Here is a 25080-nt window from a genome sequence, read left to right as displayed (position 1 = left end):
AATCAGCCAATTCGGGAAAATTTGAGCAGTTTCTTCAGGTCGCTGCTGATCTGTTTCGGGTCGGGCTCCTTCGGCCAGCGCAGCATCAGGTTGCCGAGCGGATCGACCAGGTACACGGTGTCTTCGGCCCCGGCGCCCGGCTCGGCCGGCAGCCACTGGCGCAGCGCGACGGCGTCCATGCGCAGGAAGCGCACGCCCGCATAGGGTTCGTTGTAGGCGCTGGACAGCCGTTCGTCCACGGCGCCGGTATCGGAAATCAGCCAGACCGGGGTAATGCGCTCGCGGTCCTGGCCCTGCCCCGCGCGGATCTGGCGCATCGTGAACAGCCGTTTGGCGCACGCCTCGTCGCAGGCGGACGGGGCGGTCATCACCATCAGCCATTTGCCGCGGAAGGACGCCAGCGGCACGGCCTCGCCGCGCTCGTTGGTCACGTTCTCCGGCGGCATCGGGCGCAGCGGGTCGACCAGCGTGCCGTAGTTGGTGCTGGCGCCGCTCGGCTTGACCACGTAATAAGTGAAATACGAGAAGATGACCGGCGACGCGCAGACCAGCAGCAGCATCAGCATCTGCAGGCGGCCACGGCGCGTGCGCGCATCGATGCGGGTATCCGGCGTGGCCGTGGGGTCTTGCGATGGCATGGAGTTCGTCTGTACGTTCATCGTTCGGTTATCGGTTCGGCAGGGCGGCGGTATCCCGGCGCGCGCGGCGCCAGCCCAGTACGGCCACCAGCACCACGGTCAGCGCGGCCAGGCCGAACCACTGGGCGGCGTAGCCGTAGTGGCGGTCCGCGCCGAGGTCGGCGGGCGCCCAGTCGCGCGCGAGGCCATCGCCGGTATCGGTGGCCTGCTGCATCACCAACGGCAGCAGCGGCGCCCCGGTTTCCCGGGCGAACGCCGCCAAGTCTACATTCTGGCGGATCTTCTGCCCCGCTTCGGCCGCCGCGTCGTGCCCAAGGCTGTAGACGCGCGGGGCCGTGGCCAGCGCCGTGCCGTCCAGCGTCACATCGCCATCGGGCGTCGGGAACGGAGCGATCCGCGTGCGGTCCTGGGCATCGCGCGGCAACCAGCCGCGCAGCACCAGCACGCTGGCGCCGCCATCGGCCAGCTTCAGCGGCGTCAGCACCAGGAAGCCGGCGCGGCCGTCGGAGCCGTTGCCGTGCGGGCGATTGTCCAGCAGCACGGTCCGGGCGGCGTCGAAGCGGCCCCGGGCGCGCACGCGGCGGTCCACCACCTGCGTGGCGTCGATGCGGGCCGTGTTCAGGTCCACCGGCGCCTGCGCCGCCAGCGTGGCCAGCCGCGCGGCGCGGTCCACCTTCTCGTGGGCCCGGCGCAGCTGCCAGTTGCCGAGCGCGCAGGTCACCGCCACCACGGCCAGCGCCGCCACCAGCGGCACCGCCCCCGGCGAGCGCCACAGGCTCCCCCGATTGCGGGTCGTCACGAATGGCCCCGCGAGGCCACGGTGCCATAATGGCCACTTTCATGACCCGCGGCCCCCCTTCGCCCCAGCATGCGCTTCATCATCATCGTCGCCTTCATTCTGATCATCGGCAGCCTGGCCTCCGCGCTGTTCTTCATGATGCGCGACCGTGGCCGCACGCCCAACATGATGCGCTCGCTGATGCTGCGCGTCGGCTTCTCGGTGGCGCTGTTCCTGTTCATCCTGTTCGCCAACTGGATGGGATGGATCCACAGCACCGGCATCCACATGTCGCCCTGAACGGCCGCCAGACCCCAAAACAAAAAGCGCCGCGCGAGGATCGTCCTCCGCGGCGCTTCGTCTTGTACCGCAGGACCGCCGCAGCGGCCCGTTCCAGCCGTTACAGCCAGTACACCACCACGTAGAGGCCGAGCCAGACCACGTCCACGAAGTGCCAGTACCAGGCGGCGCCTTCGAACGCGAAGTGGTGCTCCGGCGTGAAGTGGCCGCGCAGCACGCGGCCCAGCACCACCGCCAGCATGATCGCGCCCATGGTCACGTGGAAGCCGTGGAAGCCGGTCAGCAGGAAGAACGTCGAACCATAGACCCCCGAAGTCAGCTTCAGGTTCAGGTCCGAGTAGGCGTGCATGTACTCGTAGACCTGCAGGCACATGAAGATGGCGCCGAGCAGGATGGTCAGCACCAGGCCCTGGATCAGCTGGCTGCGCTTGCCGGCCAGCAGCGCGTGGTGCGCCCAGGTCAGCGTGACGCCGGACATCAGCAGCAGCGCCGTGTTGATCGTTGGGATCGGCCACGGACCCATGGTCTGGAAGCTCTCCACCGTGCCCGCCGGGCCGAGGTTGGGCCACACGGCCGCGAAGTCCGGCCAGATGATCTTGTTGTTCAGGTCGCCCAGCCACGGCATGGCGATGGTGCGGGCGTAGAACAGCGCGCCGAAGAAGGCCGCGAAGAACATCACCTCGGAGAAGATGAACCAGCCCATCGACCAGCGGAACGAGACGTCGATGTTCTTGCCGTACAGGCCGCCTTCCGACTCGCGGATGGCGTCGCCGAACCAGCTCTTGAGCACGAACAGGAACCACAGCAGGCCGAAGCCGCACAGGAACGGGGCCCACGACTGGCCGTTGACCCAACCCGCGGCGCCGGCGCCGGTCAGCAGCAGGCCGAAGGCTGCCGTGATGGGGTGGCGCGACGGGCCCGGTACGAAGTAGTACGGAGCATTTGCGCGATTCGCACTCATTCTTCTATCTCCAGCTCAGTGTCTCTGATTCGTTGTAGTTCCAGCACCTTCGGCCAACCTCCCCGCCGGCGGTGTGCTCGTACTTCTCTTATTTTTTTGGGGACAGCTTCATCCCACCACGGTCTTCACGATGCCGATCAAGATCGCCACGAACAGCGCCGCAGCAATCAGGCCGGCGATGATCACGTGCACCGGGTTCAGCCGCGCCATGTCGGTCTCGTGCTCCGAGCCCTTGCGCAGGCCGATGAACGACCACAGCACCGCGCGCACCGTCTGCGCGAACGACGCCTTGCGCTGAAGCGGGTCATGCGGCTCTGGCGTCACGCCCATCTCAGCTCCCCTGCCCCGCCGGCGCCGCCGTCTGCGCTACCGGCGTGCCGATCTCGAAGAAGGTGTACGACAGCGTGATCGTCTTCACATCCTTGGGCAGGTTCGGATCGATCACGAACACCACCGGCATCTCGCGCGCCTCGCTGGCCTTGAGCGTCTGCTGCTTGAAGCAGAAGCACTCCACCTTCTTGAAGTACTCGGTGGCCTGCTTGGGCGCGTAGCTGGGGATCGCCTGCGCGGAAATATCGCGCGACTGCCCGTTAGCCACTTCGTAGACGATGGTCGTCAGCTCGCCCGGATGCACTTCCATCGAGGACTTCACCGGGCGGAACGCGAACGGCCCGCGCGCGTTGGAGTCGAACTCCACCGTGACCGTGCGGCTCTTGTCCACCTGGGTGTTCTTCTTCAGCGATCCGCCGTACAGGTCGCGCGTGGTCACCACATTGATGCCGGTGACCTCGCAGATTTTCTTGTACAGCGGCACCAGCGCGTAGCCGAAGCTGAACATCAGGCCCACCACCACCAGCAGCCGCAGCAGCATGCCGCGGTTGAAGCGCCGCTCGATTGCCCGGTCTTCCGCCTTCTGCTGCGCGTCCACGTCTATCTCCACTCAACCGCCAAGGAAAACCATCTTGGCGAAGAATCCCAGGAAGAACACCACCACGATGGACAGCAGGATCAGGCCCAGCCGCCGGTTGGCGGCCCGTTGTGTTGCCTGGCGACCCTGGCTGTCCAGGCGCGACGGGGTTTCCGGCTTCATGGCGTCAATCACTCAGCGCACCTGCGGCGGCTCTTCGAAGGTGTGGAACGGCGCCGGCGACGGCACGGTCCACTCCAGGCCCTCGGCGCCATCCCACGGCTTGTCGCCGGCGGCCTGGCCGCCACGGTAGGACGGCAGCACCACGAAGAAGAAGAAATACACCTGCATCAGGCCGAAGCCCAGCGCGCCGATCGAGGCAATCGCGTTGAAGTCCGTGAACTGGACCGCATAGTCCGCATAGCGACGCGGCATGCCGGCCAGCCCCAGGAAGTGCATCGGGAAGAAGGTCACGTTGAAGAAGATCAGCGAGCCCCAGAAGTGAATCTGGCCGCGCGTCTCGTTGTACATGAACCCGCTCCACTTCGGCCCCCAGTAGTAGAAGCCGGCGAACAGCGCGAACAGCGAACCGGCCACCAGCACATAGTGGAAGTGCGCCACGATGAAGTAGGTGTCCTGGATCTGGATGTCGATCGGGGCCACGGCCGGGATCAGGCCGGTGAAGCCGCCGATCGTGAACACGAAGATGAAGCCGATGGCGAACAGCATCGGCGTCTCGAAGGTCATCGAGCCGCGCCACATCGTGGCGATCCAGTTGAAGATCTTCACGGCCGTCGGCACCGCGATCAGCATCGTCGCGTACATGAAGAACAGCTGGCCGGTCACCGGCATGCCGGTGGTGAACATGTGGTGCGCCCAGACGATGAACGACAGGATGGCGATGGACGCCGTGGCGTACACCATCGAGCTGTAGCCGAACAGGCGCTTGCGCGCGAACGCCGGCACCACGTGCGAGATGATCCCGAACGCGGGCAGGATCATGATGTACACCTCGGGGTGGCCGAAGAACCAGAAGATGTGCTGGTACATCACCGGGTCACCGCCGCCGGCGGCGGAGAAGAAGCTCGTGCCGAAGTGGCGGTCGGTCAGCACCATGGTGATGGCGCCAGCCAGCACCGGCATCACGGCGATCAGCAGGTAGGCGGTGATCAGCCAGGTCCAGCAGAACATCGGCATCTTCATCAGCGTCATGCCGGGGGCGCGCATGTTGAGGATGGTCACGATGATGTTGATCGAGCCCATGATCGACGAGGCGCCCATGATGTGCATGGCGAAGATGGCCATGTCCATGCCGGGGCCCATCTGCACCGAAAGCGGCGCGTAGAGCGTCCAGCCGGCGGCGGTGGCGCCGCCCGGGGCGAAGAACGAGCCGGCCAGCAGCAGCGCCGCCGGGGGCATCAGCCAGAAGCTGAAGTTGTTCATCCGCGCGAAGGCCATGTCCGAGGCGCCGATCTGGAGCGGGATCATCCAGTTCGCGAAGCCGACGAACGCCGGCATGATCGCGCCGAACACCATGATCAGGCCGTGCATCGTGGTGAACTGGTTGAACAGCTCGGGGCGGAAGAACTGCAGGCCCGGCTCGAACAGCTCCAGGCGGATCAGCAGCGCCAGCACGCCGCCGGACAGCAGCATCGTGAACGAGAACAGCAGGTACAGCGTACCGATGTCCTTGTGGTTGGTGGCGAACAGCCAGCGGCGCCAGCCATGCGGGTGATCGTGCGCATGATCGCCATGGCTGTGATCGCCGTGGCCGTGATCATGGGCGTGGTCGTGCGGATGACCCAGCGTCTCCGGGGTAGCGGTACTCATCGCGTTGACTCCTGAATTCCTGTATGCGGTGCGGCTGCGGGTCAGCCTGCGACGCGGTTGCCCGCGAGGCTGGCCTGCTTGTCGGGGGAGGTGGCCGGGGCCGGATCGGCCTTGGCCTTCGGCGCCGCCTCGGCGGTGCCCGCCGTCGGTGCGCCACCGCCTTCGGGGAACTTGCCCGCGCGGGCGTTCACGAAGTCGGCCGGCTGGATCACCTCGCCAGTCCGGTTACCCCACGCATTCCGGGTGTAGGTCATGGCCGCGGCCAGTTCCGTATCGGACAGCTGCTTCCAGGACGGCATGCCGCCGCGTCCTTCCAGCAGGATGTGCATCTGGCCGGCCTTCGGGCCGGTCACCACCTTGGAGCCGTCCAGCGCCGGGAACGCGCCGGCGCCCTTGCCGTTCGGCTGGTGGCAGACCGCGCAGTTCGACGCGTAGACCTTCTCCCCGCGCACCTTCATCTCATCGAGGGTCCAGGTCTTGTTGGGATCGTCCGCCGCAGCGGCCAGCGCCTTCTTCTTCTCGTCGACCCACTTGGTGTAGTCGGCGTCCGAGACCACGCGCACGACGATCGGCATGAACGCGTGTTCCTTGCCGCACAGCTCGGCGCACTGGCCACGGTAGACGCCGATCTTCTCGGCGCGGAACCAGGTGTCGCGCACGAAGCCGGGAATCGCATCCTGCTTCACGCCGAAGGCCGGGATCATCCACGCGTGGATGACGTCGTTGGCCGTCGTGACGATGCGGATCTTCTTGTTGACCGGCACCACCAGCTCGTTGTCCACCTCCATCAGGTAGGTGTTCGACTTCGGCTGCTCGTTGTTGATCTGCTCGCGCGGCGTGGTCAGGGTGGAGACGAACGAGATGCCTTCGCCCTGCCCCTTCAGGTAGTCGTAGCCCCACTTCCACTGGTAGCCGGTGGCCTTGATGGTGATGTCGGAGTTGGTGGTGTCCTTCATCGCGACCACGGTCTTGGTGGCGGGAAGCGCCATCGCGATCACGATCAGGAATGGGACGATGGTCCACACCACTTCCACGGTAATGCTTTCGTGGAACGCGGCCGACTTGGCGCCGCGGCTCTTGCGGTGCGTGAAGATGGAATAGAACATCACGCCGAACACGGCGATGAAAATCACCGTGCAGATGATGAGCATCATCCAGTTCAGCCAGTGAATCTGTTCGGCGATCTTTGTAACGGGTTCGGTCAGGTTCAGCTGTCGGACGGCCGGGCCGCCTGGCATATCACTGACCGCGGAGGCCGCCTGGCTGGCAAGCAGGGACGCACCTGCCAGACATGCTGCGGATGCCTTCTTCCACATTTTCATTGTTTATCTACCCAATTTACAGATTCAAATCTGTCCCCGCCGTGCCCTGCCTCCCTTCCTCTCAGAAGCAATGCAGGACCGCTGCGAGTTCCTGCGCGAACTTGCGCCGCCGTATCGGGTCCAGATGACACCCCACCCGCACGACACGCTTGTCCGACCGCAGAACCACGAGCGCCCGGAACGATTCACCCAGTTCCACCCGCACCCATCGCGGGTTGAATACCTCACGCGTGACCCGACTGGCGCTGGCTGTCTCCACGACCAGCATGCCGTCGGTCACACTCACGCGTTCATAATCCGTCGCATGGCGTGCGTACGCCAGCAGGGCAATCCCCAGCCCGAGCAGCTCGAGCCCCGCGAAAGGCAGCACGAGCCAGGCCCCATGCCACGCGGCAAGGAACACCGCGATGGCAGTGGAAATACATACGATGGAGAAGTAGAACCAGCCGACCTGGCGTGGGGAGAGCGAGCAATTCCGCTTCATCAGCCAGTCGTTGCTCGGCAAGGGGGGACGTCCGTCGTGATTTCCGCCGGAGTCAACTCCTGCCGTCTGGAATGCGATACCCAAGTCTTGCATCGCCCAACCACTCTGCATCGGATGCACACCCGGGACGAATGGCGCGCCCGGGCACACGTGCGGAGTGCATTCCGGGGGCGTTCTTGTGCCAGGGGACCACTGCGACAAACTGGCGCATTATATGGCGCTTCGCATACTCGAACAAGGGAGGATTTGACCGGAGGGCTTGCCTAGTTCAAGTTTTTGTGCATGGCTGCAACAGCCCCGATAGTCAACACAATCGGTGCGCGCGCATTGTTGCGCGACGGTCCGAGCGCCCTTCCGCGCGGTGTGTCAGCGGCGTGGCGAAGCCCGCCCGATCTTGTCGATCGGCACCACCGCGCGGCCCTGATCGTCGGTAGCCTGCCGGCCGCGCGGCGCCAGCTTCCACGCATGGCCGTAGACAATCTCGAAGGTCAGCGGAATCACGCCATCGCTGTTGCGCTGGCGCTCCAGCGCGTCCAGCACGGCGCGATGCCAGCGGCGCCCGCGCAGCCCCGCCGGGCCCGGGCGCCGGAAGCCGCCGAAGGCCTGCACCTCGCGCAGCAGCGTCTCGGGGGACTCGTAGGTGATGGTCAGCGTCTCCATGTCCATCACGGGCGTGGACCAGCCGCTGTGCACCAGCATGTCGCCGATGTCATGCATGTCGACGAAGCGGAGCGTGTGCGCATCGAGGTCCACCTCGCCGAAGGCCGTGCGCAACTCGCGCAGCGTGTCCGGGCCGAACAGCGAGAACAGCACCAGGCCCTCGTCGGCCGTCACGCGATGCCACTCCGGGAACACGCGGTGCGGCTCGGGATGCCAGTGCAGCGCGAGGTTGGACCAGAGCAGATCGAAGCTGGCGCCGCCAAACGGCAGTGTGGCAAGATCGCCCTGCACCAGGTCGAACATCGGACGCTTGCCGAGCATGCGGCCGATCCAGCCCGGGCGGCGCTGCGGATCGCGCTGGCCGGCTTCGCGCAGCATCGCGCCGGAAATATCGAGGCCGGCGATCTGCGCATCGGGAAACCGCGCGCGCAAACCCGCCAGGCCCTGCCCGTGGCCGCAGCCGATATCGAGCGCGCGCCGGGGCGCGAGCCGGATCACCTCCATGCGCTCCTGCATGCGCCGGCCGATCTCGCCGAGCAGGAAATCCAGCTGGCCGAAGGCGGTGCTGCGGCGGTCGAAGGCAAGCCGGGTCAGCCGCGCGGGCGGCAACCAGGCATCGGGAGAATCAGCGGCATGCAAGGACACGGACAATCGGAACCAGTGGGGAGCGGTCGGACAGGACCGCGAGGATCGCAAGTATACGCGCGCGCCGCCGGGGCTGCCGGGCGCTGGCTCGGCGGGCTGCTGCCGTCCCTGCTCCCCTCCGCCTGCGCCATTTGCGCCGATATGCAGCGCGATGTGGTCTGTGCCGCCTGCGCCGGATCGCTGCTGGCGGCGCGGCCCCGCTGCCAGCGGTGCGCCAGTCCGGCCACCGGCCATTGCCCGGCCTGCGTGCCTGACGATCCGCTCGATGCCACCGTGACGCTGGCCGACTATGCCGAGCCGCTCGATCGCCTGATCCTGCGGCTGAAGTTCGGCGCCGCATTGCCCGTGGCGGGATGGATCGCCGCGCAGCTTGCCGAACGCCTGCGCGCCCTGCCCGACCTGCCCGATCTCATCGTCCCCGTGCCGCTTGCGCCGCAACGGCTGGCCTCGCGCGGCTTCAACCAGGCGTGGGAGATTGCCCGCCCACTGGCCCGGCGGCTCGGCGTACGCGCCGATGCCACGCTGCTCACCCGCCGCCGCGACACCGCCGCGCAGCTGACGCTGGACCTGCCCGCCCGCCAGGCCAACCTGCGCGATGCCTTCGCCCTGGCCCGCCCGATGCGGCTCGACGGGCTCCACATCGCCCTGATCGATGATGTGATGACGACAGGCGCCACTTTGCGTGCCGCCGCCGCCGTCCTCAAGGCTCACGGCGCCCGGCGCGTGACCGCCCTGCCTGCGCTGCGGACCCCGTAAAAAGTCACGGGATGACAGCCACCCCCTGGCGCGGTAAGCTCGGGGCCGATTTTCCAGCCATTGCGCCATGTTCAACGTCGTCCTCGTCGAGCCCGAAATTCCGCCGAATACCGGCAATGTGATCCGCCTGTGCGCCAACACGGGGGCGCAGCTGCACCTCGTCAAGCCGCTCGGATTTCCGCTCGAGGACGCCCGCATGCGCCGCGCGGGCCTGGACTATCACGAATACGCGACGATGCGCGTGCACGAAAACTGGGACGCCCTGATGGCGGCCGAGCAGCCCGATCCGGCCCGCATGTTCGCCCTGACCACGCACGGCTCCACGCCGTTCGGGCAGGTCAGCTTCCGTCCCGGGGACTGGTTTGTGTTCGGATCGGAGACCCGTGGCCTGGCGCCCGGGCGGCGCGAGTGGTTTCCGGCCACCCAGCGCATCCGGCTGCCGATGCGGCCGGACAACCGCAGCCTGAACCTCTCCAATACCGTGGCCGTGGTGGTGTTCGAGGCCTGGCGCCAGAACGGCTTCGCAGGCGGCGCCTGACGGCAGAAGAACGCCTGGCGGCTTGGGGCGGCGCCTAGCCCTCGGGCTGCACGCCCGCCGCGCGGATCACCTTGGCCCAGCGCGCCGTCTCGGTGGCCATGGTCTGGCGCAGCGAGGCCGGCGCGGTACCGGCCGGCACGAAATACTGGGCGCGCATCTTCTCGCGCACGTCGGCGCTGCCGATGATCGTTACGAGTTCCCGGTACAGCCGGTCGATCACCGGCGCCGGCGTCCCGGCCGGCGCCAGCACGGCCTGCCACGAGATGGCCTCGAAGCCCGGATAGCCCGATTCGGCCACGGTCGGCACCTGCGGCAGCAGCCCGGTACGCCCGGTGGAGGTTACGGCGAGCAGGCGCAGCTTGCCGGCGGTCACCATCGGCATGGCAATTGCGGGCACCATGAAGCCGGCCTGCACCTGCCCGCCGACGATCGCGGTAGTAATCTGCGGAAACCCCTGATACGGCACGTGCTGGAGATCGATGCCGGCCATGGTCTTGAGCTGCTCCATGGCCAGATGCGCCGCACTCCCGTTGCCCACCGACCCGTAGTTCAGCGCGCCCGGCCGGGCCTTGGCCAGCGCGACGAAGTCGGCCAGCGTGTGCACAGGCAGTCGCGCATCGACAACCAGCACATTCGGCGACGTAGCCACCAGCGTCACCGGCGCCAGTTGCCGCACCGGGTCGTAGCCAAGATGGCGATAGAGCGCCGGCGCCGTGACAAGCGGGCCGTTGATCGTAAACAGCAGCGTATTGCCGTCCGGCGCGGCTTTGGCGACCATGCCGGTGCCGATATTGCCGCCCGCACCGGGCCGGTTTTCCACCACCACCGGCTGACCCAGCGCCACGGCCAGCTTCTCGGTGACGATCCGGGCGATCAGGTCCGGCGAGGAGCCCGCCGGGAACGGCACAATCATGCGGATGGGGCGCGACGGCCAGGTCTCGGCCAGCGCGGGCGCGGCGCCCAGGCACAGCGTGGAAAGCGTGGCGATCATCGCCCCGAGGGTTTGGCGGCGGCTAGGCATCGTTACTTGCGTTATTCGTCCCGCGCGTCGCGCTGGAGCAGTTGCGCCACGGCGTCGGCGGCGGACAGGCCCTCGAACAGCACCGCGCAGACCGCGCGCGTAATCGGCATTTCCACGCCGTGCCGGGCAGCCAGCGCCGCCACCGCCTGGGCGCAGCGCACCCCTTCGGCCACGTGGCCGAGGTCGGCGAGCACCTGCTCGAGTGTCTTGCCGCCCGCCAGTTGCTGGCCCACCTTGCGGTTGCGCGAGAGGTCGCCGGTGGCGGTCAGGATCAGGTCGCCCATGCCGGCGAGGCCCATGAAGGTCTCCACGCGGCCGCCAAGCGCCAGCCCGAGCCGCGTCATTTCGGCCAGCCCGCGCGTGACCAGCGCGGCACGCGCGTTGAGCCCCAGGCCCAGGCCATCGCTGGCGCCGGTGGCAATCGCCAGCACGTTCTTGACCGCGCCGCCCACCTCCACGCCAATCAGGTCGTCGCTGCCGTAGATCCGCATGGCGTGGTGATGGAACGCCGCCTGGGCCCGGTCCGCCAGCGCATGGGACGTGCCCGCCACCGTCAGCGCACACGGCAGCCCCTGGGCTACCTCCTTGGCGAAGCTCGGCCCGGTGAGGACGCCATATTCGATCTGGCCCGGCGCCACGCCGAGCGCATCGAGCTCCTCGCGCACCATCTGGTGCGGCATGGCGTGGGTGTCAGCCTCGAAGCCCTTGCAGAGCCAGAGCATGGCCAACGGCGCCGGCCGGCCGGCATGGCGCGCGGCCAGCCGGCGCGTCATCTCGCGCAGGCCGGAAACCGGCGTGGCCACCACCAGCAGCCCGTCCGGGTCTGCCAGTGCGTGATCCACGGCGGTATCGAAATCGGCTTCGCAGGCCAGGCGGGGGGATAGCGCCACCCCGGGCAGGTAGGCCGCGTTCATGCCGGTTTGCGCGATATCGGCCAGTTGCGCGGCATCGCGGCCCCAGAGCACCACGTCGTGCACGGTGGCCGCGTGGCTGGCCAGGGCGGTGCCCCAGGCCCCGGCGCCGAGGAAGGTCAGTTTCATGGCGATTCTGGCGGAATGGCGGATAACGTCAGTATGGCGGGGGAAATCAAAACGGGGCCGAAGCCCCGTTTTAAGTCGCCCGTTCTGCCTGGCACCCTGAGGCGCCGGCAAAACGAAGCGAAGCGGTTCTGGCTAGGCGCGCGGCCGCAGACAGTACAAGTGGTACGGCAAGGCCGCGCAACGACGCCAGAATCGTTTTTGCCGGTGCCTCAGTGGCGTGCCTGCGAACCATCAGGCATCACGATGCCCGACTCGCCGCCCTGCTGGCCAGCTTCTTCCATGGCCTGCTGCAGGCGTTGCTCGTACAGCGCCTGGAAGTTGATTTCCGACAGGTGAATCGCCTGGAAGCCGGCGCGCGTGATCACGTCGGCCACGTTGCCGCGCAGGTACGGGTACAGGATGGTCGGGCAGGCGATGCCCAGCAGCGGGTCCAGCTGCTCCACCGGCACGTTGCGGATGTCGAAAATGCCGGCCTGGTGGGCTTCCACCAGGAACGCTACCTTGTCCTGCACCTTGGTGGTCACCGTGCCGGTCACCACCACTTCGAAAATGCCTTCCTGCAGTTGCGCGGCGGCCACGTTGACCTGCACTTCCACGGCCGGCGCTTCCGACTCGAGGAAGATGGCCGGCGAGTTCGGCTGCTCCAGCGACATGTCCTTCAGGTACACGCGCTGGATGTTGAAGAAGGGCTGATCGTCCTGCTGGGTGGCTTGTTGCTCGTCGCTCATGAAAGGCTTCCCGGTTGAATCGGTTTGGAATCGATTTTTGGTCTCTGCCGGGCGCGGGGCCCGGCTGGAAAGCGCATATGGTACATGACGCCGATGGCGAATTCACCCGCTCGCCGCCGAATCAGAATCGTCTCAGATATCCGGTAGACGGCGGGCAGGCGGGCGCGCGCCGGATCAGGCGGCCAGCAGCGGCACCAGGCCGCCCTGGCGGTCCAGCGCGGAGAGGTCGTCGAAGCCACCCACATGGGTCTCGTCGATATAGATCTGCGGCACGGTGCGGCGGCCGGTGCGCGACATCATTTCCTCGCGCTTGCCCGGTTCGCGGTCGATCAGGATCTTTTCGATCGCTTCAACGCCCCGTTGCTTCAGCAGCCGTTCGGCCATCTGGCAATAGGGGCACACCACCGTGCTGTACATGACGACGCGGGCCATGCGGATTCTCCTTGTCTTCAAAATGCGGCGGCGCGGTCCGCCCCGGGCGGTACCGCGCCGCTTCGCTGCTGTGAAATGGGGCTGTCGCGCTTACTTGACGACCGGCAGGCCGGCCTGTTGCCAGGCCGTCATGCCGCCTTCGAGCGCGTAGACCTCACTGTACCCGGCTTCCTTCAACGCTGCTTGGGCCTTGCCCGAGCGCTGGCCGGTCTGGCAGATCACGATGATGGGGACGGATTTGTCGCGGGCCAGGCCGCTGGCACGCGACGGCAGGTCGGCAAGTGGCGCACTCTTCGCTTGCGGCATGTGGCCCTTGGCGAACTCGGCGGCGTCGCGGATGTCCACGACCACCGCATTGCGCCGGTTGATCAGCTGCGTGGCGGCCGCCGTATTGAGGCGCTTGCCGCCCGTGCCGCTCTTGATCTGGGGCCAGGCCAGCAGGCCGCCGGAGACCACGGCGATGGCGATCAGGGCCAGGTTGTTGTAATCGGCGAAGAAATTCACAATGGCATTCCGTTGGGTTGGGTCGGCGGCATTATAAAATACGCGGTTTCGCGCCCCCGTCATTATTTGCGGGCGGGCGCCGCAGGTCACTTACTACCCTGGAAGCAGCATGTACAAGCTCGTTCTCATCCGCCACGGCGAATCCACGTGGAATCTCGAAAACCGCTTCACCGGCTGGGTCGATGTCGACCTGACCGAAACCGGCGCCGCCCAGGCCAGGCAGGCCGGCAAGCTGCTCAAGGAAGCGGGCTATGGCTTCGACATCGCCTACACCTCGGTGCTCAAGCGCGCCATCCGCACGCTCTGGTACGTGCAGGACGAAATGGACGAAATGTGGATTCCGGTGCGCAACGAATGGCGCCTGAACGAACGCCACTACGGCGCGCTGTCGGGCCTGAACAAGGCCGAGACCGCCGCCAAGTACGGCGACGAGCAGGTCCTGGTCTGGCGCCGCAGCTACGACACCCCGCCGCCCGCGCTGCAACCGGACGATGAACGCGCCGCGTTCAACGACCCGCGTTATGCCAACGTGCCGCGCGACCAGGTGCCGCTGACCGAATGCCTCAAGGACACCGTGGCCCGTGTGCTGCCGCTGTGGAACGAATCGATCGCTCCGGACATCCAATCGGGCAAGCGCGTGGTGATTGCCGCCCATGGCAACAGCATCCGCGCGCTGGTGAAGTACCTCGACCAGATTTCGGATGACGACATCGTCGGCCTCAACATTCCCAATGGCATCCCGCTCGTCTACGAACTGGACGCCAACCTGCGCCCGCTGCGCCATTACTACCTGGGCGACCAGGAAGCCCTGGCCGCCTCGCTGGCGGCCGTGGCCAACCAGGGCAAGGCCCGCTGACGACAGGCCGCAGCCCGCGCCCGCCCCGGTCTGGTCCGGGTAGGCGCGGGCGGGTTGCCGATGGCCATGTGTGACCGCGCCCACCCGGCGCGCAAGCCCCCGCAGGCCTTTTTCTGCGCACCCTCTTATACTGTCGGACAAATCCGGCGCCGCCGGCCTGAAGGCCAGGCACCCGGATCGCCCCCCTAGCCAATCCTCATACTGTTCAGGCTGCCCCACATGCGTAAGACGCTCAAGAACATTAGCCTAGTCTCGGTCGGCGTCGTTGCCGGCGTGCTGGCCACGCTGCAGATCTCGGCGACGGCCCAGAACTCGTCCGGCCCCCTGCCGCTCGACCAGCTCCGGCTGATGTCCGACATCTTCGGCCAGATCAAGCGCGAGTACGTGGAGCCGGTGGATGACAAGAAGCTGCTGACCGAAGCCATCAAGGGCATGGTCGCCAGCCTCGACCCGCACTCGGCCTACCTGGACGAGAAGGACTTCAAGGAACTGCAGGAAGGCACGCGCGGCCGCTTTGCCGGCCTGGGGATCGAGATCTCGCAGGAGGAAGGCCTGGTCAAGGTCATCAACCCGATCGAGGACACCCCCGCCTTCCGCGCCGGCATCCAGCCGGGCGACCTGATCACCCGCATCGACGACAAGCCCGTGCGCGGCCTGCCGCTGGAGCAGGCGGTCAAGCGCATGCGCGGCGAGCCCGGCACCAAGGTCACGCTGACGATCTACCGCAAGAGCGAGGAACGCACGTTCCCGGTCTCGATCACGCGCGCGGAGATCCGCGTGCAGTCGGTCAAGACCAAGATGCTGGACAACAACACCATCGGGTGGATCCGCCTGACGAGCTTCCAGGAGCGCACGGTGTCCGACCTGGGCCGCCGCCTGCGCGAGATGGCCGAGAAGAACCCGGGCCTCAAGGGCGTGATCCTGGACCTGCGCAACAACGGCGGCGGCGTGCTGCAGGGCGCGGTCGGCGTGGCCGCGGCGTTCCTGCCCGAAGATGCCACCGTGGTCTCGACCAACGGCCAGGTGCCCGATGCCAAGCGCGTCTACAAGGCCACCTTCAACAACTACCGCCTCTCGTCGCTCGAGGACGATCCGCTCAAGGACCTCCCGCCGCTGTTCAAGAAGATTCCGATGATCGTGCTGACCAACGCCTACTCGGCCTCGGCATCGGAAATCGTGGCCGGCGCGCTCCAGGACCACCATCGCGCCACGCTGATGGGCAAGACCACGTTCGGCAAGGGTTCGGTGCAGACCGTGCGCCCGCTGACCAATGACACCGGCATCAAGCTGACCATCGCGTACTACTACACGCCGACGGGCAAGTCGATCCAGGCCAAGGGCATCCGCCCGGACATCCCGGTCGACCAGAATCCCGAGGGCGATCCGGACGACGCGCTGATCACGCGCGAAATCGACACCGAGCGCCACCTGCACAACAAGCAGGAGTCGGAAGAGCCGGAAATGAACGCGCGCGAGCAGCGCCGGGTGGACGAACTGCGCCGTCTCGAGGAAGAGAACGCCAAGAAGACGCCGGAGGAACGCGAGAAGGATCGCCGCAAGAAGCCGGTGGAATTCGGCTCGGCCGACGACTTCATGCTCCAGCAGGCCATCGCCCAACTCAATGGCAAGCCGGTACAGCGGTCGAAGTCGCGGCTCGAGGCGTCGCAGGCCGCCGGCAAGCCGGACACCGACACGGGCAAGGCCAAGGCCACGCCGACCGCCGACAAGGCCCCGGCGAAACCCGCCGCCAAGCCGGCTGACAAGACCCCGGCCAAGCCCGCCAGCCAGCCGCCCGCCAGCGCGCCGATTGGCGAGCCGCTGGGCACGCCGACTGGCAAGGCGCGCTGACGCGCTGAATCCAGGTAGTCCGACGACGGCCCGCGGTGCTCACCGACGGGCCGTTGTTGTTTCCAGCGCACGATATCGCACGACCGCACTTTCGCACCCCCGCACCATGAACGACGACCAACTGCTGCGCTACTCGCGCCATATCCTGCTGGACGAACTCGGCATCGAGGGCCAGGAGCGGCTGCTGGCGGGCCATGCGCTGGTGATCGGCGCGGGCGGGCTCGGGGCGGCCGCGCTGCCCTACCTGGCCTCGGCCGGCGTGGGGCGCATCACCATCGTCGACGATGACGACGTGGACCTGACCAACCTGCAGCGCCAGATCCTGCACACCACGGCCAACGTGGGGCGGCCCAAGGTGGAGTCGGCCCGGGAAGGGCTGTTGCGGATCAATCCCGATGTCGATGTGCGGATGGTCGCCCAGCGCGTGGGCGATGCGGAACTGGACGCGCTGGTGGCGGCCGCCGATGTCGTGCTCGATTGTTGTGACAATTTCGCCACACGCCACGCGGTGAACCGCGCCTGCCTCGCCCATCGCAAGCCGCTGGTCTCGGGCGCCGCGCTGCGTTTCGACGGCCAGGTCAGCGTGTTCGACCTGCGCGATGCCGATGCCCCGTGCTACGGCTGCCTGTTCCCGCCCTCGGAACCGGCGCCCGAAGCCGCCTGCGCAACGATGGGCGTGTTTGCCCCGCTGGTCGGCATGGTCGGCACGGTGCAGGCGGCGGAGGCGCTCAAGCTGCTGACCGGCGTCGGCCAGACACTGGCCGGCCGGCTGCTGATGGTCAATGCGATGTCGATGGAGTGGACCACGATGCGGCTGGCGCGCACGCCGGCCTGCGAGGTCTGCGGCGGGCATCACTAACGGAAGCGTTAGCGAGCCATCGGCCCGGCGATCCCGGCGGTGGAGCCCCCTCCCCGCCGGTTCGCCTGATTGCGCGATGTGCTGCCGAGAATGCTGGATGAAGAAAAGAATCCGAATGAGAACGGTTAATAACCCGTTCCACACGGATGCGCGATGCCGCCAGGCACCGCGCGGTGTGCCGGAGGCTTATTGCTCGCCCGGCTCCATCTGCGACTGCAGGTAGTTCTGCAGGCCAACCTTGTCGATCAGGTCGAGCTGCGTCTCCAGGTATTCGATGTGTTCCTCGGTGTCCGTGAGGATGTCCACGAGGATCTCGCGGCTCACGTAATCGCCCACCGACTCGCAGTACGCAATGCCTTCCTTTACGGTGGCGTGCGCGGTCTGCTCGAGCTTCAGGTCGCACTTGAGCATCTCGGGGGTGTCTTCGCCGAGCAGCAGCTTGTGCAGGTCCTGGAGGTTCGGCAGGCCGTCAAGCATCAGGATGCGGTCGATCAGGCGGTCGGCGTGCTTCATTTCGCCGATCGATTCCTTGTACTCGACATCACCGAGCTTCTTCAGGCCCCAGTGCCGATACATGCGGGCGTGGAGGAAATACTGGTTGATCGCGGTCAGCTCGTTCTTGAGCTGGGCGTTCAGATGCTGGATGACTTTCTTGTCACCTTTCATAGGGGGCTCCTGTCATGACAACCGGACCCGCGCAAAAGCACGAAGGGGCGCCAAGTGGCGCCCCATTGCAGTCGGAACCGCGGTACAGCCCGAACGGATCAGGCCACCAGCGCGGTACGCTGATCGTTCGCGACTGCCGGGTCACGAGTGTCCATTATCGCACGTGACGTAGCCGTGGAACAGGAAGAAATCTCTACGACCTGGATGGTCGATACCGAGGAGGCACGCATCGTCTGCACAGCGGCCACGCCTTCGCACAGCACTTGCTTCGCGCAGTCGCGGCAACGGCCGCAGCAGGTGCCCACGCCGAGGGTCTCGGCGAGTTCGTCCATGGTCGAGACGCCAAGATGGGCGGCGCCATGAATCTCGTGGTCGGTAACCTGGTTGCAGATGCAGACGTACACAAATACCTCCTGGGGGCGGTGTCGGCACCGGCATGCCGAACAGCGATGGAGACCAGAATATCAGAGAACCAGAATGATAACAATTCCCATTAATCGCCTTGGGGGTATGGCGCCACACAGGCGGTACGGATGCTTTTCCGGGGCCACTTTTCGCATGAAAAAGTGACCCCGCGTTCGCCAGCATCGCAGACAAAAACCCTAAGGAATCAAGGGTTGTGTGAGACCGGAGAGGGTCGGACTCAGGGCGCCAACTGCTTCAGCGCCGCCGCCAGTTCCTCGGGCTCGTAGCAGTTGAGCACGCGGTCCACCAGCGGGCCGAGGCTCTCGCAGTCAGCGTGAATCACTTCCTGCTTCACGCGCAGCAACTGCGCCGGGTGCATCGAGAACTCGCGCAGGCCCATGCCCAGCAGCAGACGCGTCATGGCCGGGTCGCCCGCCATCTCGCCGCACACGGCCACGGGCACGCCAGCCCGGTTGGCTTCCCGGATGGTGCGGGCGATCAGTTGCAGCACGGCCGGGTGGAGCGGGTCGTAGAGGTGGGCCACGGCGTTGTCGGCGCGGTCGATGGCCAGCGTGTACTGGATCAGGTCGTTCGTGCCGATCGACAGGAAATCCATGCGCTTGAGGAACAACGGCAGCAGCAGCACGGCGGCCGGGATCTCGATCATCGCCCCGACCTTCATGCTCGGGTCGTACGGCTGGCCGCGCTCGTCCAGCTGGCGCCGGGCCTGGGCGATCAGGTCCAGCGTCTGGTCGATCTCGCTCGCGTGCGCCAGCATCGGAATCAGCAGCCGCACCGGGCCGAACGCCGAGGCGCGCAGCAGCGCGCGGAGCTGGGTCAGGAACATCCCCGGCTCGGACAGCGACCAGCGGATCGCGCGCAGCCCGAGCGCCGGGTTCAGTGCGGTCTCGAAGTCGTCGCCACGCAGGTCCAGCGGCTTGTCGGCGCCGACGTCGATGGTGCGGATGGTCACGGGCAGGCCGTGCATCGCCTCCACCGCGCGACGGTAGGCGGCAAACTGCTCCTCCTCGTCGGGCATGGCATCGCGCCGGTTCATGAACAGGAATTCGGAGCGGAACAGCCCCACCCCGACCGCGCCGGCGGCCAGCGCGGCGGTGGCGTCCTCGGCCAGTTCGATATTGGCCAGCAGCTCGATCTCGAGCCCGTCCAGCGTCACGGAAGGCGTGTGGCGCAGCCGTTGCAGGCGCTTCTTTTCCAGCGCGCGTTCGCTCTGGCGGTGGCGGTATTCCTCGAGGATGATTGCCGACGGATCGACGATGACCAGCCCCGCGTCGCCATCGATGATGATCCAGTCGTCCTGGCGGATCAGCTCGCTGGCGCTTTTCACGCCCACGGCGGCCGGGATGTCCAGGCTGCGCGCGACGATGGCCGTGTGCGAGGTGCGCCCGCCCAGGTCGGTCACAAAGCCATGGAACACGGTCTGGCGGAACTGCAGCATGTCCGCCGGGCCGATGTCATGCGCCACGACGATCACGCCTGGCGCAGGCTCGCCATCCGGGGCCAGGGCCGGCACGGGCGCCGGCGCCAGCACCGGTGCGCCGGCCAACACCTTCAGGATCCGCTCCACTACCTGCTGGATGTCGGCCTTGCGCTCGCGCAGGTACTCGTCCTCGATCTCGTCGAACTGACGCATCAGTTCCTCGAGGCGGGTGGTGAGCGCCCACTCGGCGTTGTAGCGGCGCTGGCGGATCAGGGCCTCGGGCTCGCGCGAGAGCGCCTCGTCGTCGAGGATCATCGCGTGCACGTCCAGGAACGCGCCCATTTCCTCGGGCGCGTCGCGCGGCAGGTCACGCTTGAGCGTCACCAGCTCCGCGCGCACGGCGGCGCGCGCCGAGCGTAATCGCTCCACCTCCGCATCGAGCCGGTCTTCATCGACCAGATAGTGCGAAACGTCGAGCGCAGCCGGCGCGAGGATGTGGGCCCGCCCGATGGCGACCCCTCGCGAAACCGGAATGCCGTGCAAGGCAAAAGGCATGAACCGCTCCGTCAGGAACGTTTAGGAATTCGGTATTGTGCGTCGATACTCACTCGCCCTCGCCGAACCGGTTGGCGATCAGCGCCAGCAGCGCGTCCATCGCCTCGTTCTCGTCGGGGCCATCGGTCTCGATCGTGACCGTCGAACCAATGCCCGCCGCAAGCATCATGACGCCCATGATGCTTTTGGCATCGACCTGGCGACCGTTGCGGGACATTTTGACCTGGCTGGCGAAACTCCCCGCCAGTTGCGTCAGTTTGGCGGAGGCGCGGGCATGGAGCCCGAGCTTATTGATGATGGTTGTGTCCCTCAGCAGCATATTTGTCGGGATGATTGGCGGTTTGGTTCTGGACGGTGGTGTTGCCGACCTGCAGCACGCCCTGCGCGCCGCCGGCCAGCGCCTTGGTGGCAAGCTGGTCGAGCACCTCGGTGCGGTAGCAGATCGCCCGCACGAGCATGGGAAGATTGACGCCGGCAAGCACCTTGACCTTGCCGGGATCGGCCAGGCGCGCGGCGATATTGGCCGGCGTGGCCCCGAAAATATCGGTCAGCACCAGGGCGCCGTTGGCCTCGGAGACCGCGGCCAGGCGGCGCCGGGCTTCGGCGAGCACCACGGCGGGGTCGGCGTCGGGAACGACGTCGATGGCCTCCACGCGCGGCGGTTGGCCGCAATAGACGTGGGCAGCGCAATCCCGCAGCGCCGAAGCCAGCGGCGCGTGCGCGATGATCAGAATTCCTGCCATGATGGTGAATCCGTTGGACTGCCCGAATTGTAGCAGGCGGCCTCGCGGCCAAATCCCGCGATACCGCCCCCGTCCCCGGAGTGTGGTGCCCTAGCGTCGCCCGACTGTCTTATTTGTTGTTGACGGCGGCTTCCAGTGCATCGACGAACATCGCGGCCACGTTGAAGCCGGTCTGCTGCGTGATTTCCTGGAAACAGGTCGGGCTCGTCACATTGACTTCTGTCAGGCAGTCGCCGATCACGTCGAGCCCCACCAGCAGCAGGCCCTGACTGAACAGGCCCGGCGCCAGCGTCTCGGCAATCTCGCGGTCGCGCGCGCTCAGTTCCTGGGCGCGCCCCAGCCCGCCAGCGGCCAGGTTGCCCCGGATCTCGGTGCCCTGCGGAATCCGCGCCAGCGAGTACGGCACCGCCTTGCCGCCGATCAGCAGGATGCGTTTGTCGCCTTGCTTGATGGCCGGAATGTAGCGCTGGATCATCAGCGTGCGGGCGCCGTTGTCGCCCAGCGTCTCGACGATCGCGCCAAGATTCATCGCATCGGGCCCCACGCGGAAGATGCCCATGCCACCCATGCCGTCCAGCGGCTTGACGATGATGTCCTGGTGCTCGGCATGGAAGGCGCGGATGCGGTCCGCATCGCGCGTGACCAGGGTCGGCGTGACGAACTGCGGATAGCGGGCGATGGCCAGCTTCTCCGAGTGGTCGCGAATCGCCTGCGGCTTGTTGAAGATGCGGGCGCCCTGCGCCTCGGCCAGCTCCAGAAGCCACGTACTCGTCACATATTCCATGTCGAACGGCGGGTCCTTGCGCATCAGCACCGCGTCGAACGTGGCCAGCGGCGCCAGCACCGGGTCGCCGAGGCGGAACCAGTCGGTCGCATCGTCTGTGACGCGCAGCGGCTGCGTCACCGCCTCCACCACGTTATTGTCCAGCGACAGTCGCGACTGAAGGCAGAACGACAGTTCGTGCCCGCGCGCCGCCGCTTCCTTCATCATGGCGTAGGTGGAGTCCTTGTACGTCTTGAAGGTCTCCAGCGGATCGGTAATGAACAGGATGCGCATGGTGGGATCTGGGTTCCTGGCTCAGATGATCGGGTTCGGATCGGTCTTCTCGAGTTCCAGCGAGGCCGCCAGCAGCGCCAGCCGCGCCACCACGCCATACATATAGAAGCGGTTCGGCACGGCCGCGCCGGGCTTGGCGTGGCTGTCCGGAATGCCGTTCGGGGCAAACGCCAGCGGCACGAAATGCATGCCCGGCGCGTTCAGGTTCTCGTCGTTGCCGCGGCCCGTGTGCACGCGGTAGAAGCCGCCCACCACGTAGCGGTCGATCATATAGACCACCGGCTCGGCCACTGCCTCGTTCACCTTCTCGAAGGTGTGCACGCCTTCCTGGATGATGACGTCGGAGACTTCCAGCCCCTCCTTCACCACGCTCATCTTGTTGCGTTCCTTGCGGTTCAGGCCCTTGACCTCGGACGGGTCGCGCACGGTCATGATACCCATGCCATAGGTACCAGCATCGGCCTTCACCACCACGTACGGCGTTTCCTTGATGCCGTACTCGCGGTATTTCTTGGCGATCTTCTTCAGCACGCCTTCCACGGCATCGGCCAGTTCTTCCTCGCCCACGCGCTCGTGGAAATCCACGCCAGTGGTGCGGGCGAAGTAGGGATTGACCATCCACGGGTCGATATCGATCAGCTTGGCGAACTTCTTCGCCACCTCGTCATAGGCAGCGAAGTGGCTGCTCTTGCGGCGCGTGGACCAGCCCGCATGCAGCGGCGGCAGCAGGTACTGTTCGTTGATGTTCTCGAGGATGGGCGGGATGCCGGCCGAGAGGTCGTTGTTGAGCAGGATCGAACAGGGGTCGAAATCCTTCAGCCCCAGCCGGCGGCCCTTGGTGCCCAGCCGCGCGAGCGGCTCCACCACCAGCGTCTGGCCGTCGGGCAGCTCGATCGGGGTGGGTTCGGTAATGTCTTCGGACAGCGACCCGAGCCGCACATTGAGGCCGGCCTGGCGCATGATCAGCGACAGCCGCGCCACGTTCTGCAGATAGAACATGTTGCGGGTGTGCCGCTCGGGGATCAGCAGCAGGTTCTTGGCGTCCGGGCAGATCTTCTCGATCGCGGCCATGGCGGCCTGGACGGCCAGCGGCAGCATTTCAGGGGCGAGGTTGTTGAACCCACCCGGGAACAGGTTGGTATCCACCGGCGCCAGCTTGAACCCGGCATTGCGCAGGTCCACGGAGCAGTAGAACGGCGGGGTATGCTCCTGCCATTCCAGCCTGAACCAGCGCTCGATGGACGGGGTCGCGTCCAGGATCTTCTTTTCGAGTTCGAGCAGCGGACCGTTCAGCGCGGTGATGAGATGCGGGACCATATCCATCCTAATTGATCGTCTTTATTGTCCGCCCCGATTGTAGAGGAACGGCCAATAGGCTGCTGGCGCCCGCCGCATAACCATATGCAGCGGCCAGCATAATAATCTGGGATGTGGGGGCGGCCGGGCAAAAAAAAAGCGCGGCGTGTGCCGCGCTTTCAAATGGCCTGACAGATACGGGGAGCGTTCTGCAGGTGGAGGAAACTGCCTCACTCGCACTGTATGTGCGGCTCCCCTTAAAGACAATTGAGACTTTTTAAGATCCGATTTAAGCACTCTGCGAATACCCCGCGGGGCCTTGCCGGTACTGGCCCCGCGCCCGCTCGGGCGGCTTTCGGGCAGAAAAAAGCCCGGCACGAGGCCGGGCGAAACTCCTGAGAGAAGATTCCCAATCAGCTCTCCAGCACAACTCTGTCGCGGATATCAGACCTCGTAGGCGGTTTCGCCGTGGGAGGTGATGTCCAGGCCTTCGCGCTCTTCCTCTTCCGGAACGCGCAGGCCAATCAGCATGTCGACCAGCTTGTAGGCCACCAGGGCCACGATGCCCGACCACACGATGGTGGTCAGCACGCCTTCGAACTGGATCCAGACCTGGCCGGCGATCGAATAATCGTCCGCCACCTTGTTGGCCACGTAGTCATAGATGCCCGTGCCGCCCAGGCTCGGTGCGGCGAACACGCCGGTCAGCAGCGCACCCAGGATGCCGCCCACGCCGTGCACGCCGAAGACGTCCAGCGAGTCGTCCATGCCAAGCAGGCGCTTCAGGCCGGTCACACCCCACAGGCACAGCAGGCCAGCCAGCAGGCCGATCACGATGGCGCCCATCGGGCCGACGAAGCCGGCTGCCGGGGTGATCGCCACGAGGCCGGCCACGGCGCCCGAGGCACCACCCAGCATCGACGGCTTGCCCTTGCCGATCCACTCGCCGAAGGTCCACGACAGCACGGCGGCGGCGGTAGCCAGCAGCGTGTTGACGAAGGCCAGGGCGGCGCCGCCGTTGGCTTCCAGGCCCGAGCCGGCGTTGAAGCCGAACCAGCCGAACCACAGCAGCGAGGCACCGACCATGGTGAAGGTCAGGCTGTGCGGACGGATCGCCTCGCGGCCGAAGCCGATGCGCTTGCCGTACATGAAGGCACCCACCAGGCCCGCCACAGCGGCGTTGATGTGCACCACGGTACCGCCGGCGTAGTCCAGCGCGCCCTTCTGGAACAGCCAGCCCGACTTGGCCGTGGCGGCGGTGCCGGCAGCGGCGTCGGTGTAGGCGTCCGGACCCGGCCAGAACCAGACCATGTGGGCCATCGGGATGTAGGCGAAGGTGAACCAGAGCACCACGAACACCAGCACGGCCGAGAACTTGGCGCGCTCGGCGAAGGCGCCGATGATCAGGCTGCAGGTGATGGCGGCGAAGGCGCACTGGAAGGCGAAGAACACCAGTTCCGGCACGACCACGCCCTTGCTGAACGTGGCGGCCACGGCGTCCACCGTCAGGCCCTTCATGAACAGCCGGTCAGTGCCGCCGAAGAAGGCGTTGCCTTCAGTGAAGGCGAAGCTGTAGCCGTAGATGGCCCACAGGATCGACACCACCGAGAAGATCACCAGACACTGCATCAGCACCGAGAGCATGTTCTTGGAGCGGACCAGGCCGCCGTAGAACAGGGCCAGGCCGGGCAGCGTCATCAGGATGACGAAGGCCGTGCAGACCAGCAGCCAGGCGGTATCGCCCTTGTTCGGCACGGGTGCGGCGGCGGGGGCAGCTTCGGCCGGCGCAGCAGCGGCGGCGGCAGGGGCC

29 protein-coding genes are annotated in these 25080 nt (G+C 66.5%); 6 read left to right on the top strand and 23 right to left on the bottom strand.

Annotated features, from left to right (window positions below; translation table 11 throughout):
- Positions 1-2 precede the first annotated feature (2 nt).
- Both KHO18_RS20855 and KHO18_RS20850 read right to left on the bottom strand, forming a co-directional pair.
- Positions 3-659: an SCO family protein gene (locus KHO18_RS20855; RefSeq protein ID WP_144198947.1), complete on the bottom strand. Its 657-nt coding sequence runs from the start codon at positions 657-659 to the stop codon at positions 3-5.
- 7 nt (positions 660-666) lie between these two features.
- Positions 667-1437, bottom strand: a complete 771-nt coding sequence (locus KHO18_RS20850; RefSeq protein ID WP_144198949.1) for an SURF1 family protein — start codon at positions 1435-1437, stop codon at positions 667-669.
- 69 nt (positions 1438-1506) lie between these two features.
- Here KHO18_RS20850 and KHO18_RS20845 point away from each other — a divergent pair, with 69 nt between their 5' ends.
- Positions 1507-1716, top strand: coding sequence for a twin transmembrane helix small protein (locus tag KHO18_RS20845; RefSeq protein WP_144198951.1), 210 nt, complete (start codon positions 1507-1509; stop codon positions 1714-1716).
- A gap of 100 nt (positions 1717-1816) precedes the next feature.
- On the opposite strand, the gene KHO18_RS20840 is transcribed toward KHO18_RS20845, so the two are convergent.
- From KHO18_RS20840 to KHO18_RS20805, 8 genes are all read right to left on the bottom strand, one after another.
- Complete coding sequence (locus KHO18_RS20840; protein ID WP_144198953.1) at positions 1817-2677, bottom strand: cytochrome c oxidase subunit 3; 861 nt, start codon at positions 2675-2677, stop codon at positions 1817-1819.
- A 108-nt stretch (positions 2678-2785) separates the two neighbouring features.
- Complete coding sequence (locus tag KHO18_RS20835) at positions 2786-3007, bottom strand: DUF2970 domain-containing protein (RefSeq protein WP_144198955.1); 222 nt, start codon at positions 3005-3007, stop codon at positions 2786-2788.
- 1 nt (position 3008) lies between these two features.
- Positions 3009-3605, bottom strand: coding sequence for a cytochrome c oxidase assembly protein (locus tag KHO18_RS20830; RefSeq protein ID WP_144198957.1), 597 nt, complete (start codon positions 3603-3605; stop codon positions 3009-3011).
- A 12-nt stretch (positions 3606-3617) separates the two neighbouring features.
- A complete protein-coding gene (locus tag KHO18_RS20825; RefSeq protein WP_211943794.1) occupies positions 3618-3767 on the bottom strand; it encodes a cytochrome oxidase small assembly protein in 150 nt (49 codons plus the stop codon).
- 12 nt (positions 3768-3779) lie between these two features.
- Positions 3780-5414 (bottom strand): cytochrome c oxidase subunit I, encoded by a 1635-nt coding sequence (gene ctaD / locus KHO18_RS20820; RefSeq protein ID WP_144198959.1) that lies wholly within the window; start codon positions 5412-5414, stop codon positions 3780-3782.
- Between the two features lie 41 nt (positions 5415-5455).
- The gene (gene coxB / locus KHO18_RS20815) at positions 5456-6736 is read right to left on the bottom strand and encodes a cytochrome c oxidase subunit II (RefSeq protein ID WP_144198961.1); all 1281 of its coding nucleotides are present in this window, start codon (positions 6734-6736) and stop codon (positions 5456-5458) included.
- A gap of 61 nt (positions 6737-6797) precedes the next feature.
- On the bottom strand, positions 6798-7313 hold the full coding sequence (locus KHO18_RS20810; RefSeq protein WP_092291622.1) for a DUF2244 domain-containing protein: 516 nt from the start codon (positions 7311-7313) through the stop codon (positions 6798-6800).
- Positions 7314-7586: 273 nt separating this feature from the next.
- A complete protein-coding gene (locus KHO18_RS20805; RefSeq protein WP_144198963.1) occupies positions 7587-8525 on the bottom strand; it encodes a methyltransferase domain-containing protein in 939 nt (312 codons plus the stop codon).
- A gap of 141 nt (positions 8526-8666) precedes the next feature.
- On the opposite strand from KHO18_RS20805, the gene KHO18_RS20800 reads away from it, so the two are divergent.
- Together KHO18_RS20800 and trmL are read left to right on the top strand one after the other, a co-directional pair.
- A complete protein-coding gene (locus KHO18_RS20800) occupies positions 8667-9281 on the top strand; it encodes a ComF family protein (RefSeq protein WP_244844952.1) in 615 nt (204 codons plus the stop codon).
- A 67-nt stretch (positions 9282-9348) separates the two neighbouring features.
- Positions 9349-9819 (top strand): tRNA (uridine(34)/cytosine(34)/5-carboxymethylaminomethyluridine(34)-2'-O)-methyltransferase TrmL, encoded by a 471-nt coding sequence (gene trmL / locus KHO18_RS20795; RefSeq protein ID WP_144198965.1) that lies wholly within the window; start codon positions 9349-9351, stop codon positions 9817-9819.
- Between the two features lie 34 nt (positions 9820-9853).
- Here trmL and KHO18_RS20790 read toward each other — a convergent pair whose 3' ends face one another.
- From KHO18_RS20790 to KHO18_RS20770, 5 genes are all read right to left on the bottom strand, one after another.
- On the bottom strand, positions 9854-10840 hold the full coding sequence (locus KHO18_RS20790) for a Bug family tripartite tricarboxylate transporter substrate binding protein (protein WP_211943784.1): 987 nt from the start codon (positions 10838-10840) through the stop codon (positions 9854-9856).
- A gap of 11 nt (positions 10841-10851) precedes the next feature.
- Positions 10852-11880, bottom strand: a complete 1029-nt coding sequence (locus KHO18_RS20785; RefSeq protein WP_144198969.1) for an NAD(P)H-dependent glycerol-3-phosphate dehydrogenase — start codon at positions 11878-11880, stop codon at positions 10852-10854.
- Between the two features lie 209 nt (positions 11881-12089).
- A complete protein-coding gene (gene secB, locus KHO18_RS20780; protein ID WP_092291614.1) occupies positions 12090-12608 on the bottom strand; it encodes a protein-export chaperone SecB in 519 nt (172 codons plus the stop codon).
- 174 nt (positions 12609-12782) lie between these two features.
- A complete protein-coding gene (gene grxC / locus KHO18_RS20775) occupies positions 12783-13040 on the bottom strand; it encodes a glutaredoxin 3 (RefSeq protein WP_149136804.1) in 258 nt (85 codons plus the stop codon).
- 90 nt (positions 13041-13130) lie between these two features.
- Positions 13131-13544 (bottom strand): rhodanese-like domain-containing protein, encoded by a 414-nt coding sequence (locus tag KHO18_RS20770; protein ID WP_144198973.1) that lies wholly within the window; start codon positions 13542-13544, stop codon positions 13131-13133.
- Positions 13545-13653: 109 nt separating this feature from the next.
- Between KHO18_RS20770 and gpmA the strand changes: the two genes are divergently transcribed.
- The 3 genes from gpmA (at position 13654) to KHO18_RS20755 (ending at position 17107) form a co-directional block, all read left to right on the top strand.
- Entirely contained in the window at positions 13654-14400 is a 747-nt protein-coding gene (gpmA, locus tag KHO18_RS20765) for a 2,3-diphosphoglycerate-dependent phosphoglycerate mutase (RefSeq protein ID WP_149136805.1), read from the top strand.
- Between the two features lie 219 nt (positions 14401-14619).
- A complete protein-coding gene (locus tag KHO18_RS20760) occupies positions 14620-16248 on the top strand; it encodes a S41 family peptidase (protein ID WP_144198977.1) in 1629 nt (542 codons plus the stop codon).
- A gap of 106 nt (positions 16249-16354) precedes the next feature.
- The gene (locus KHO18_RS20755; RefSeq protein WP_144198979.1) at positions 16355-17107 is read left to right on the top strand and encodes a HesA/MoeB/ThiF family protein; all 753 of its coding nucleotides are present in this window, start codon (positions 16355-16357) and stop codon (positions 17105-17107) included.
- A 186-nt stretch (positions 17108-17293) separates the two neighbouring features.
- On the opposite strand, the gene bfr is transcribed toward KHO18_RS20755, so the two are convergent.
- The 8 genes from bfr to KHO18_RS20715 all read right to left on the bottom strand — a co-directional run.
- Positions 17294-17773, bottom strand: coding sequence for a bacterioferritin (bfr, locus tag KHO18_RS20750; RefSeq protein WP_011296489.1), 480 nt, complete (start codon positions 17771-17773; stop codon positions 17294-17296).
- Between the two features lie 98 nt (positions 17774-17871).
- Positions 17872-18177, bottom strand: coding sequence for a (2Fe-2S)-binding protein (locus KHO18_RS20745; protein WP_144198981.1), 306 nt, complete (start codon positions 18175-18177; stop codon positions 17872-17874).
- Positions 18178-18416: 239 nt separating this feature from the next.
- A complete protein-coding gene (gene ptsP / locus KHO18_RS20740; protein WP_144198983.1) occupies positions 18417-20174 on the bottom strand; it encodes a phosphoenolpyruvate--protein phosphotransferase in 1758 nt (585 codons plus the stop codon).
- A 49-nt stretch (positions 20175-20223) separates the two neighbouring features.
- The gene (locus tag KHO18_RS20735; RefSeq protein ID WP_092292115.1) at positions 20224-20493 is read right to left on the bottom strand and encodes an HPr family phosphocarrier protein; all 270 of its coding nucleotides are present in this window, start codon (positions 20491-20493) and stop codon (positions 20224-20226) included.
- Entirely contained in the window at positions 20462-20917 is a 456-nt protein-coding gene (locus KHO18_RS20730) for a PTS sugar transporter subunit IIA (RefSeq protein WP_144198987.1), read from the bottom strand. Before KHO18_RS20730 ends, KHO18_RS20735 begins: the two co-directional genes overlap by 32 nt.
- A gap of 109 nt (positions 20918-21026) precedes the next feature.
- Positions 21027-21974, bottom strand: coding sequence for a glutathione synthase (gshB, locus tag KHO18_RS20725; RefSeq protein ID WP_144198989.1), 948 nt, complete (start codon positions 21972-21974; stop codon positions 21027-21029).
- Positions 21975-21995: 21 nt separating this feature from the next.
- On the bottom strand, positions 21996-23291 hold the full coding sequence (gshA, locus tag KHO18_RS20720; protein WP_144198991.1) for a glutamate--cysteine ligase: 1296 nt from the start codon (positions 23289-23291) through the stop codon (positions 21996-21998).
- A 423-nt stretch (positions 23292-23714) separates the two neighbouring features.
- Positions 23715-25080, bottom strand: a 1366-nt coding sequence (locus KHO18_RS20715) for an ammonium transporter (RefSeq protein WP_280527766.1), incomplete at its 5' end; no start/stop codon positions are given.

This window comes from Cupriavidus campinensis (genome assembly GCF_905397395.1).
Lineage (GTDB): Bacteria > Pseudomonadota > Gammaproteobacteria > Burkholderiales > Burkholderiaceae > Cupriavidus > Cupriavidus campinensis.
Note: the sequence above shows the minus strand (reverse complement) of the source record. Positions and strands in the feature narration are given on the sequence as shown.

Coding starts and splice junctions, on each gene's coding strand:
- KHO18_RS20840 (WP_144198953.1), bottom strand. CDS start 2,677: ATGAGTGCGAATCGCGCAAATGCTCCGTACTACTTCGTACCGGGCCCG.
- ctaD (WP_144198959.1), bottom strand. CDS start 5,414: ATGAGTACCGCTACCCCGGAGACGCTGGGTCATCCGCACGACCACGCC.
- ptsP (WP_144198983.1), bottom strand. CDS start 20,174: ATGCCTTTTGCCTTGCACGGCATTCCGGTTTCGCGAGGGGTCGCCATC.
- KHO18_RS20810 (WP_092291622.1), bottom strand. CDS start 7,313: ATGCAAGACTTGGGTATCGCATTCCAGACGGCAGGAGTTGACTCCGGC.
- coxB (WP_144198961.1), bottom strand. CDS start 6,736: ATGAAAATGTGGAAGAAGGCATCCGCAGCATGTCTGGCAGGTGCGTCC.
- KHO18_RS20845 (WP_144198951.1), top strand. CDS start 1,507: ATGCGCTTCATCATCATCGTCGCCTTCATTCTGATCATCGGCAGCCTG.
- bfr (WP_011296489.1), bottom strand. CDS start 17,773: ATGAAAGGTGACAAGAAAGTCATCCAGCATCTGAACGCCCAGCTCAAG.
- gshA (WP_144198991.1), bottom strand. CDS start 23,291: ATGGTCCCGCATCTCATCACCGCGCTGAACGGTCCGCTGCTCGAACTC.
- KHO18_RS20835 (WP_144198955.1), bottom strand. CDS start 3,007: ATGGGCGTGACGCCAGAGCCGCATGACCCGCTTCAGCGCAAGGCGTCG.
- KHO18_RS20825 (WP_211943794.1), bottom strand. CDS start 3,767: ATGAAGCCGGAAACCCCGTCGCGCCTGGACAGCCAGGGTCGCCAGGCA.
- secB (WP_092291614.1), bottom strand. CDS start 12,608: ATGAGCGACGAGCAACAAGCCACCCAGCAGGACGATCAGCCCTTCTTC.
- KHO18_RS20735 (WP_092292115.1), bottom strand. CDS start 20,493: ATGCTGCTGAGGGACACAACCATCATCAATAAGCTCGGGCTCCATGCC.
- KHO18_RS20790 (WP_211943784.1), bottom strand. CDS start 10,840: ATGCCTAGCCGCCGCCAAACCCTCGGGGCGATGATCGCCACGCTTTCC.
- KHO18_RS20855 (WP_144198947.1), bottom strand. CDS start 659: ATGAACGTACAGACGAACTCCATGCCATCGCAAGACCCCACGGCCACG.
- KHO18_RS20760 (WP_144198977.1), top strand. CDS start 14,620: ATGCGTAAGACGCTCAAGAACATTAGCCTAGTCTCGGTCGGCGTCGTT.
- grxC (WP_149136804.1), bottom strand. CDS start 13,040: ATGGCCCGCGTCGTCATGTACAGCACGGTGGTGTGCCCCTATTGCCAG.
- KHO18_RS20785 (WP_144198969.1), bottom strand. CDS start 11,880: ATGAAACTGACCTTCCTCGGCGCCGGGGCCTGGGGCACCGCCCTGGCC.
- KHO18_RS20800 (WP_244844952.1), top strand. CDS start 8,667: ATGCAGCGCGATGTGGTCTGTGCCGCCTGCGCCGGATCGCTGCTGGCG.
- KHO18_RS20730 (WP_144198987.1), bottom strand. CDS start 20,917: ATGGCAGGAATTCTGATCATCGCGCACGCGCCGCTGGCTTCGGCGCTG.
- KHO18_RS20755 (WP_144198979.1), top strand. CDS start 16,355: ATGAACGACGACCAACTGCTGCGCTACTCGCGCCATATCCTGCTGGAC.
- trmL (WP_144198965.1), top strand. CDS start 9,349: ATGTTCAACGTCGTCCTCGTCGAGCCCGAAATTCCGCCGAATACCGGC.
- gshB (WP_144198989.1), bottom strand. CDS start 21,974: ATGCGCATCCTGTTCATTACCGATCCGCTGGAGACCTTCAAGACGTAC.
- gpmA (WP_149136805.1), top strand. CDS start 13,654: ATGTACAAGCTCGTTCTCATCCGCCACGGCGAATCCACGTGGAATCTC.